Source organism: Streptomyces sp. (assembly GCF_036566765.1).
Classification (GTDB): Bacteria; Actinomycetota; Actinomycetes; order Streptomycetales; family Streptomycetaceae; genus Streptomyces.
The window spans coordinates 1-8,319 of the sequence record NZ_DATCVQ010000545.1 but is presented as its reverse complement, the minus strand read 5'-3'; the positions used below and the strand labels follow the sequence as shown (position 1 = coordinate 8,319).

Annotated in this window: 9 protein-coding genes; 4 read left to right on the top strand and 5 right to left on the bottom strand. The window is 71.9% G+C overall.

From position 1 onward, the window contains the following. The 3 genes from VIU94_RS31580 to ilvA form a co-directional block, all read right to left on the bottom strand. Positions 1 to 804, bottom strand: an 804-nt coding sequence (locus tag VIU94_RS31580; RefSeq protein ID WP_331916649.1) for an ABC transporter permease, incomplete at its 3' end; no start/stop codon positions are given. Then, positions 801 to 1,832: an efflux ABC transporter ATPase subunit, DrrA-related gene (locus tag VIU94_RS31575; protein ID WP_331916648.1), complete on the bottom strand. Its 1,032-nt coding sequence runs from the start codon at positions 1,830 to 1,832 to the stop codon at positions 801 to 803. The genes VIU94_RS31580 and VIU94_RS31575, both read right to left, overlap by 4 nt. 143 nt (positions 1,833 to 1,975) lie before the next feature. Continuing rightward, positions 1,976 to 3,208: a threonine ammonia-lyase gene (gene ilvA, locus VIU94_RS31570; protein ID WP_331916646.1), complete on the bottom strand. Its 1,233-nt coding sequence runs from the start codon at positions 3,206 to 3,208 to the stop codon at positions 1,976 to 1,978. Positions 3,209 to 3,354: 146 nt separating this feature from the next. Between ilvA and VIU94_RS31565 the strand changes: the two genes are divergently transcribed. The 3 genes from VIU94_RS31565 to VIU94_RS31555 are packed head-to-tail and all read left to right on the top strand — an operon-like array spanning position 3,355 to position 4,646. After that, positions 3,355 to 3,873: a MarR family winged helix-turn-helix transcriptional regulator gene (locus tag VIU94_RS31565; RefSeq protein ID WP_331916644.1), complete on the top strand. Its 519-nt coding sequence runs from the start codon at positions 3,355 to 3,357 to the stop codon at positions 3,871 to 3,873. A 54-nt stretch (positions 3,874 to 3,927) separates the two neighbouring features. Next, a complete protein-coding gene (locus VIU94_RS31560; RefSeq protein WP_331916642.1) occupies positions 3,928 to 4,395 on the top strand; it encodes a sigma factor-like helix-turn-helix DNA-binding protein in 468 nt (155 codons plus the stop codon). Continuing rightward, positions 4,392 to 4,646 (top strand): hypothetical protein, encoded by a 255-nt coding sequence (locus tag VIU94_RS31555; RefSeq protein WP_331916640.1) that lies wholly within the window; start codon positions 4,392 to 4,394, stop codon positions 4,644 to 4,646. The genes VIU94_RS31560 and VIU94_RS31555 overlap by 4 nt, the downstream gene beginning before the upstream one ends. A 55-nt stretch (positions 4,647 to 4,701) precedes the next feature. On the opposite strand, the gene VIU94_RS31550 is transcribed toward VIU94_RS31555, so the two are convergent. Then, on the bottom strand, positions 4,702 to 5,856 hold the full coding sequence (locus VIU94_RS31550) for a cystathionine gamma-synthase (protein ID WP_331916638.1): 1,155 nt from the start codon (positions 5,854 to 5,856) through the stop codon (positions 4,702 to 4,704). Positions 5,857 to 5,929: 73 nt separating this feature from the next. On the opposite strand from VIU94_RS31550, the gene VIU94_RS31545 reads away from it, so the two are divergent. Then, positions 5,930 to 7,033, top strand: coding sequence for a hypothetical protein (locus VIU94_RS31545; protein WP_331916636.1), 1,104 nt, complete (start codon positions 5,930 to 5,932; stop codon positions 7,031 to 7,033). Between the two features lie 68 nt (positions 7,034 to 7,101). Here VIU94_RS31545 and VIU94_RS31540 read toward each other — a convergent pair. Then, on the bottom strand, positions 7,102 to 8,319 hold a 1,218-nt coding region (locus VIU94_RS31540), incomplete at its 5' end, for an FG-GAP-like repeat-containing protein (RefSeq protein WP_331916634.1).

The following is an 8,319-nucleotide window of genomic DNA, read 5'->3' as shown; positions in this document are numbered from 1 at the left end:
CACGATGATCAGGACCGACCAGATCAGCGACGCCCACACCGGATACTGCATCGGCCAGGCGTCCGACGGGGAGACGCCCGGGTTGCCGAAGAGTTCGCGGCAGGCCTGGACGGTCGCGCTGAACGGGTTCCATTCGGCGATCGGCTGGAGCCAGGACGGCATCTGGCTGGAGTCCACGAACGCGTTCGAGATGAACGTGACCGGGAACAGCCAGATCAGGCCGCCGGACGTCGCCGCCTCCGGCGTGCGGACCGAGAGGCCGATCAGCGCGCCGATCCAGGAGAAGGCGTAGCCGAGCAGGAGCAGCAGCGCGAACGCGCCGAGCGCCTTGGGGACGCCCTCGTGGATGCGCCAGCCGACCAGCAGGGCGACGATCGCGAGGACGACAAGAGTGAGCATGGTCTGCACGAGGTCCGCGAGGGTGCGGCCGGTCAGGACCGCGCCGCGGGCCATGGGCAGCGACCGGAAGCGGTCGATGAGGCCCTTGTGCATGTCGTCGGCGATGCCCGCGCCCGCGCCGGCCGTGGCGAAGGTGACGGTCTGGGCGAAGATGCCCGCCATCAGGAACTCGCGGTAGACCTCCGGGGAGGTCGAGCCGCCGATGTTCATGGAGCCGCCGAACACGTAGCTGAACAGCACCACGAACATGATCGGCTGGATCAGCCCGAAGATGACCATCTCCGGGATACGGGTCATCCGGATCAGGTTGCGCTTGGCGACGACCAGCGAGTCGCCGATCGACTGGGCGATGGCGCCGCGCGGCTTCTGCGCCGGGGTCGTGACGGCGTCGGTCACTGCGGTCACTTGGCCGCCTCCTTCCGGCCGCGGCCGCCGGGTCGGGCGTCCTTGGGTCCGCCGTTCTCCTCCTCGTCCGCCTGCTCGGCCACATGGCCGGTCAGCGAGATGAAGACGTCGTCGAGGGTGGGGCGGCGCAGGCCGATGTCGTCGATCTCGACGCCGACGGTGTCGAGATCGCGGATGACCTCGGCGAGCAGCTTCGCGCCGCCGGTGACGGGCACGGTCAGCTTGCGGGTGTGCTGCTCGACGCCGACCTCGCTGTGGCCGATGCCGGCGAGCCCGTAGCGCGCGAGGACGTCCCGGGCCGGGTCGATCTGCTCGGGCTGGTGGACGACGACCTCGACGCGCTCGCCGCCGGTCTGGGCCTTGAGCTCGTCCGACGTGCCGCGGGCGATGACCTTGCCGCGGTCGATGACGCAGATGTCGTGCGCCAGGTGGTCGGCCTCCTCCAGGTACTGGGTCGTCAGGAGCAGGGTCGTGCCGCCCGCGACCAGCTCCTGGATGACCTCCCAGAGCGCCTGCCGGTTTCGCGGGTCGAGGCCGGTGGTCGGCTCGTCCATGAACATCACGGGCGGCGAGACGACCAGGGCGGCCGCGAGGTCGAGCCGACGGCGCATGCCGCCGGAGTACGTCTTGGCGGGCCGGTCGGCGGCGTCGGCGAGGCCGAAGCGCTCCAGCAGCTCCCCCGCGCGGACCTTCGCCGCCTTGGCCTTCATCTGGTAGAGCTGTCCGACCATCTGCAGGTTCTCGCGGCCGGTCAGGTATTCGTCGACGGCGGCGAACTGGCCGGAGAGGCCGATGGAGCGCCGTACTTGGTTGGGGTGCTTGAGCACGTCGATCCCGGCGACGACCGCGCGGCCGCTGTCGGGCTGGAGGAGCGTCGTGAGCACGCGTACCGCTGTGGTCTTGCCCGCGCCGTTCGGGCCGAGCAGGCCCAGGACCGTGCCCTCGGGCACATCGAGGTCGACGCCGTCCAGAGCTCGTACGTCACCGAAGGTCTTCACAAGACCTTCGGCGTATATCGCGCCTGGCATGTGGGTTCTCCCAGGGATTCGGGCGTTTCCCGCCCAAGTCTAGGTACGCCGGACGCCTCGCGGCCAGCGAATTGGTGACCTGGGCCACACCGTAACGCGATACATCGCGACTCACAAGGACAGGGGAAGGCCTCTGGCTCGGGTCAGCCGCCTATCACCGCGTAGCCCGCCTCGCGCAGCGCCGTCTCCACCTCCGCGCAGTGCTCCGGACCCTTCGTCTCCAGGTGCAGCTCCACCTCGACCTCCGTCAGGCCCAGGCGCGGGTCGGTCCGTACATGGCCCACGTCGAGGACGTTCGCGTCCGCCTCCGACAGCACGCCGAGCAGGTTCGCCAGCACCCCCGGCCGGTCCGGCACCCGCAGCCGCAGGCTCAGATAGCGGCCGCCCGCCGCCATGCCGTGCCGCAGGATCCGCTGCAGCACCAGCGGGTCCACGTTGCCGCCGGACAGCACCGCCACCACCGGCCCCTGGAACGACCGCGGGTCGCTCAGCAGCGCCGCGACCGGGCTCACCCCGGCCGGCTCGACCACCAGCTTCGCCCGCTCCAGGCAGAGCAGCAGGGCGGAGGACAGTGCGTCCTCGGAGACCGTCCGGACCTCGTCCACGTACTCCTGGACGATCCGGAACGGCACCTCGCCGGGCCGGCCCACCTTGATCCCGTCCGCCATCGTGGTCGGGGAGTCGATCGAGACGGGGTGGCCGAGCGCAAGGGACGGCGGGTACGCGGCCGCGCCCTCCGCCTGTACGCCGATCACCTTCACGTCCGGCCGCACCGACTTCACCGCGAGCCCGACCCCCGCCGCGAGCCCGCCGCCGCCGACGCCCACGACGATCGTGCGGACCTCCGGGCACTGCTCCAGGATCTCCAGGCCGACCGTGCCCTGCCCGGCGATGATGTCCGGGTGGTCGAAGGGGTGGATGAACACCGCCCCGGTCTCCTGCGCGTACCGCTCCGCCGCCGCGAGCGTCTCGTCGACGACGTGGCCGGTCAGCCGCACGTCCGCGCCGTAGTCGCGGGTCGCCGCCACCTTCGGCAGCGGCGCGCCGACCGGCATGAACACCGTCGCGTGCACCCCGAGCAGGGAGGAGGCGAGCGCGACGCCCTGCGCGTGGTTGCCGGCCGACGCGGCGACGACCCCGGACGCCTTCTGCTCGGGACGCAGCCCGGCGATCCGCACGTACGCGCCGCGCAGCTTGAACGAGCCGGTCCGCTGCAGGTTCTCGCACTTGAGGTGCACCGGGGCCCCGACCAGCGACGAGAGGTACCGGCTGCCCTCCATCGCGGTCATCCGGGCGACCCCCGAGAGCATCTTCTGCGCCCCGCGCACGTCGTCGAGGATCAAGGGGTGCAAGGGGCCAGGCGCACGGTAGCTCATGACCGCAAGTCTCCCAGCTCACCGCCCCTCCGGCCGCCGGGAGACCACGCGTCCGGGCGGGTTTGCGCAGCCCCGGTACGCACCCCGGCCCGCACGCGTACTCTGTCCCCCACCAACCGACCACGCACGAGAGAGCCCCCACAGCCATGCCCACGTCTCAGGACATGACGACTGCGCTCGACCCCGGTCTCCTCGATGCCCTCCAGCACCAGGTGGCCGTCTTCGCGCGCCGCGCCGAACAGACCCGGCTCGGCGGTACCGGCCAGCTCCGCAACTCCATGGACCGCGCCGCCTACCTGCTCCTCAACCGCCTCGACCAGGAAGGCCCGATGGGCGTCAAGGCGCTCGCCGCGGGCATGGGGATCGACTCCTCCACGGTCACCCGCCAGGTCGCCCCGCTCGTCGACACCGGCCTGGTCAAGCGCACCTCGCACCCCGAGGACGGGCGCGCGGTCGTGCTCCAGCTGTCGCCGCGCGGCCAGGCCCGCCTGGAGGAGGTCCGCTCCTCGCGGCGCGAGCTGATGGCCCAGGTCACGGACGGCTGGACGCCGGACGAGCGGGAGTCGTTCTGCACGCTGCTCACCCGGTTCAACTCGGCTCTGTCCGCACGCCAGTCGGGTCTGCCCGCGCAGGCGGAGGCGGCGACGGCGACGGCCGAGTCCTGACCGTCATCGCGCGCGTATTGACCTGAACCGCACCCCTGTCCTCAAGATGAGGACGTGGCAGATCGGCAGGATCGGCACGGCGGTCAACAGCACCGCCGTACACGCGAGTTCGAGGCCTTCGTGGCGGGAGCCGGCGGCCGGCTGCTGCATGCCGCGACGCTGCTCACCGCCGAGCCCCCCGCTCGCAACCCGCGCGCCCACGCCCTGCTGACCGCCTCGCTGGCGCACACGTACGCCCACTGGGACCGGCTGCGCGGCGAGGACCCGTACGACCGCACCCGCACCGACCTCGCCGCCCGCTTCGCGCGCGCCGGCTGGCGGCATCACCGCGGGCACGGCGGCGTACTGTCCCGGCTGACCCCGCAAGAACGGCTGATCGTGGTGCTGCGGCTGTACGAGGGGGTGGCGGAGGAGCAGACCGCCGCGATGCTGGGGCTGCCGGTGGAACGGGTCCGGTCGGTCTGCGCCCGGTCGGTGGCGGCCCTGCGCCGTACGGCCGGTGAAGGCAGGGCGGCGTCGTGAGCCCGCCCCGGGACAGACGCGACGACGAGGTCCGGCACATGCTGGACGCGGGGCATCCGGTCCTGCCGGCCGACCTCGCCGAGCGGGCCGTGGAGCGCGGCGGCCGGCTGCTGCACCGCGAGCGCGCGCTGCGCCGCGTCGGGTGGGCGCTGCTCGCCGCGGCCGTCCTCGCGTTCGTCGTCTGGGCGTCCGTGGCCCGCCCGTGGGAGGTCCCGCCGATGGGCACGACGCCCCCGCTGGAGGGCTGGTGAGCACGGGGGCCGGACGCCGCGCGGAGGGAGCGCCCGACCCCGTGCCTCGCTGCTGCTAGCCCAGCGCCTGGCGCAGGTCGGCGAGCAGGTCCTCGACGTTCTCGATGCCGACGGAGAGACGGACGAGGTCCGCCGGGACCTCCAGGGCCGAGCCCGCGACGCTCGCGTGCGTCATCCGGCCCGGGTGCTCGATCAGCGACTCCACGCCGCCCAGCGACTCGCCGAGCGTGAAGAGCTTCGCCCGGTTGCAGACGTCGACGGCCGCCTGCTCGCCGCCCTCGACCTGGAAGGACACCATGCCGCCGAAGTCCTTCATCTGCTTCACGGCGATCTCGTGGCCCGGGTGGTCCGGCAGCCCCGGGTAGAGGACCTTGGTGACCTTCGGGTGCTGGGTCAGCATCTCGACGACGCGGGCCGCGTTCTCGCTGTGCCGGTCCATGCGGACGGCGAGGGTCTTGATGCCGCGCAGCACGATCCACGAGTCGAACGGCCCGGCGACCGCGCCCATCGCGTTCTGGTGGTACGCGAGCTCCTCGCCGAGCGCCTCGTCGGCGGTGACCAGCGCGCCGCCGACGACGTCGGAGTGGCCGCCCATGTACTTGGTCAGGGAGTGCACGACGACGTCCGCGCCGAGCGACAGCGGCTGCTGGAGGTAGGGCGAGGCGAAGGTGTTGTCGACGACCAGCTTCGCGCCGGCCTGGCGGGCCACGCCCGCGACCGCCGCGATGTCGGTGATGCCGAGCAGCGGGTTGGAGGGCGTCTCGACCCAGATCAGCTTGGTCCGCTCGTTGACCGCGGCGCGCACCGACTCGATGTCGGAGGTGTCCGCCACGGAGAAGTCGACGCCCCAGCGCTGGACGACCTTGGCGAAGAGCCGGAAGGTGCCGCCGTACGCGTCGTTCGGGATCACCACGTGGTCGCCGGGGACGAGCAGGGTGCGCAGCAGGCAGTCCTCGGCCGCCAGGCCGGACGCGAAGGCGAGACCGCGGCGGCCGCCCTCGAGGGCGGCGAGGTTCTCCTCCAGCGCGGTCCGGGTGGGGTTGGCGCTGCGGCTGTACTCGTAACCGCCGCGCAGCCCGCCCACGCCGTCCTGCTTGTAGGTGGACACCTGGTAGATGGGCGGGACGACCGCGCCGGTCAGCGGGTCGGCGGTGTTGCCCGCGTGGATCGCGCGGGTCTCGAAGCTCTGGTGGGTGTGCTGGTCGCTCATGAGTCAGGAGCGTAGTCCCGAGAGGGGTGCACCGCCGCCCGTCGTCTCATCGGGTGTCCTGGACAATGGACGCATGGAGATTCTGTGGTTCCTGCTCGCGATGGCGATGCTGTTCGCGGTCCTCGGTCCGTTCCTGTTGCGCAGGCGCGGCGGCATCCGTCTCGCGATGCCCGGATCGCCGGACGCCGCCGACCCCGAGGCGTACGGCTTCCTGCGGCAGGAGCAGCAGGACGTCCGGATGCCCGGCGACGACCACGACCTGCTGGACGTCCTCGACGTCGTGCAGCAGACCCAGGACTGGCGGGCGGCGGCGCAGCTGCTGGCCGGCACCGACAAGGCGGACGAGCTGCGCTGGCAGCGGGTCCAGGCGTTCGCCGGCGCGGCCTCGCTGGAGCTGAAGGAGCGCCCGGGCGTCGGCGGGGCGTGGCTGCGGGCCTGGCGCGCGGAGCAGCCGAAGGACGCGGGCGGCGCGGCGGTGCACGCGGAGTTCCTGGTGCAGCAGGCGTGGCGGTCCTCGACGGCCGGGACGGACGAGTTCCGGATCATCCTGGAGGAGGCGCGGAAGGCCTGCGGCGAGGCGGCGCTGCTCGCCCCCGGCGACCCCGTCCCGTACATCGTCGAGCTGGCCGTGGCGCGCGGGCTCGGCTACCCGCCGGAGCAGTTCGACCAGGTGTGGGCGCAGGTCATCGACCGGGCCCCGCAGCACATGGGCGGGCATCTGGCGGCGCTGCAGTACTGGTGCGAGAAGTGGCACGGCTCCCGCGAGGAGGCCGACCACTTCGCGACGACGTCGGCGGCCCGCGCCCCGCACGGCTCGCTGCTCGCGGCGCTGCCGCTGTTCGCGGTGTACGAGCACCTGCCCGAGGTCAACCTGGTGCAGGGCTTCTACCGCAGCGAGGTCGTCACGAAGGCGATGGAGGGCGCGCTGTACGCGGTCAACTCGGCCCGCCCCGACGACCCGATGCTCCCCCACGTCCGCCACCTGCTGGTCCTCTTCCTGGTCCGCGCGGAACGCTGGGCGGAGGCCATGCACCAGTTGGTCCACGTCGACGGCCACGTCGGCGCGCTCCCGTGGACGACGACGCACGATCCGGCGGCGGAGTACGTGGTGTACCGGAACCTGGCGGTGGCGGGGTACGAGGCGAACGGGGGGAGTCCGGCGACGTTGCCGGGGTGAGGTCGGGTACGGGAGAGGGGGCGCGGCCGGGTCGGCCGCGCCCCCCTATCTCTTTGTCGTACGAGGGGTCAGAAGGCGGTCTCGCGGGTGTCCCAGCCGTAGTCCGTGTACGAGGCGCTCAGCCGGCTGAGCCCGTTGTTCGTGTACAGCGACAGATAGGGCGCGTGGAGTGCGAACAGGTCGCCACGACGGCCGTCCGCGTTCACGTCGCCAAGGCCGAAGATCCGGCCGAAGGTCTTCCAGCCCACCCCGATCTGCTGACGCGGCCCCATGGCGCCGTTCCCCTTGCCGGGGTACAGCCACAGTCTCCCGGACCCGTCGCGGGCCACGAGATCGTTCTTGCCGTCGCTGTTCATGTCGCCGGCGCCGACGAGTGCGGTCATGCCCTGCCAGCCCGACGAGCCGATCTGCTTGCGCGGCTCCAGAGTGCCGTTGGAACGGCCCGCGAACAGCCAGAGGCGGCCGCTCGAGTCGTTGGTGACGACGTCTCCGCGGCGGCCGTCGCCGTTGAAGTCGCCCACGGCGGTGATGTTGCGCAGGGTCGACCAGCCGACGCCGATCTGCACGCGCGGCTTGAGACCGCCCATGCCGTTGCCCGGGTACATCCACAGCACACCGTTGCCGTCTCGGGTGACGATGTCCTCGGCGCCGTCGCCGTCGCGGTCGCCGTGCCGCTGGAGGACGTTCATCGAGTTCCAGCCGACACCGATAGAGGTGGCGCTGCCGTCGCCGCGCTGGAAATAGAGCGCGCCGGTGAGGGTGCGGAAGAGCAGGTCGGTGACGCCGTCCCGGTTGAGGTCGCCGACGGGCTGGGCGGCGCGCGGCTGCCCGTACGTCGAGGGCGAGTACCACGGCATGTACGGGAGACCCGTCATGACCTCGTGCTCCGTCGAAGCGATCCGAACGGAGCTCACGTTGTTGGACATCTTGTCGACGTAGGTCAGGTCGATGCCCTCACGAGCGCCGTCGGGTTCGATGAACAGGGTGGCATCGTTCCGGGTCGGGTCACCCTCCCGGTAGCTCTGCTGCGTGTAGATGTTCACGTACTTGCCGGTGCGGTTGCGCGCCGACTGCGCCTTGTTGTCGAAGGTCCCCAGGGACGCCGCGCTCGTCGTGAACGAGACCATCGCCCCCGTACCGTCGCGGTTGTCGAACAGGCAGAACCGCCCCGACGGACACCGGTCGAACCCGGTCGCCGCGTGTGCGGGCGGGGTCGCCGTCGCCAGCAGGCCCAGCGCCGCGAGCCCCGCGACGACCGCCCCTCTGAGTGAACTCCTCATGTCCTC

Excerpts from the sequence above, each read along its gene's own strand:
- VIU94_RS31575 (WP_331916648.1), bottom strand. The coding sequence starts at position 1,832 with ATGCCAGGCGCGATATACGCCGAAGGTCTTGTGAAGACCTTCGGTGAC.
- ilvA (WP_331916646.1), bottom strand. The coding sequence starts at position 3,208 with ATGAGCTACCGTGCGCCTGGCCCCTTGCACCCCTTGATCCTCGACGAC.
- VIU94_RS31565 (WP_331916644.1), top strand. The coding sequence starts at position 3,355 with ATGCCCACGTCTCAGGACATGACGACTGCGCTCGACCCCGGTCTCCTC.
- VIU94_RS31550 (WP_331916638.1), bottom strand. The coding sequence starts at position 5,856 with ATGAGCGACCAGCACACCCACCAGAGCTTCGAGACCCGCGCGATCCAC.
- VIU94_RS31545 (WP_331916636.1), top strand. The coding sequence starts at position 5,930 with ATGGAGATTCTGTGGTTCCTGCTCGCGATGGCGATGCTGTTCGCGGTC.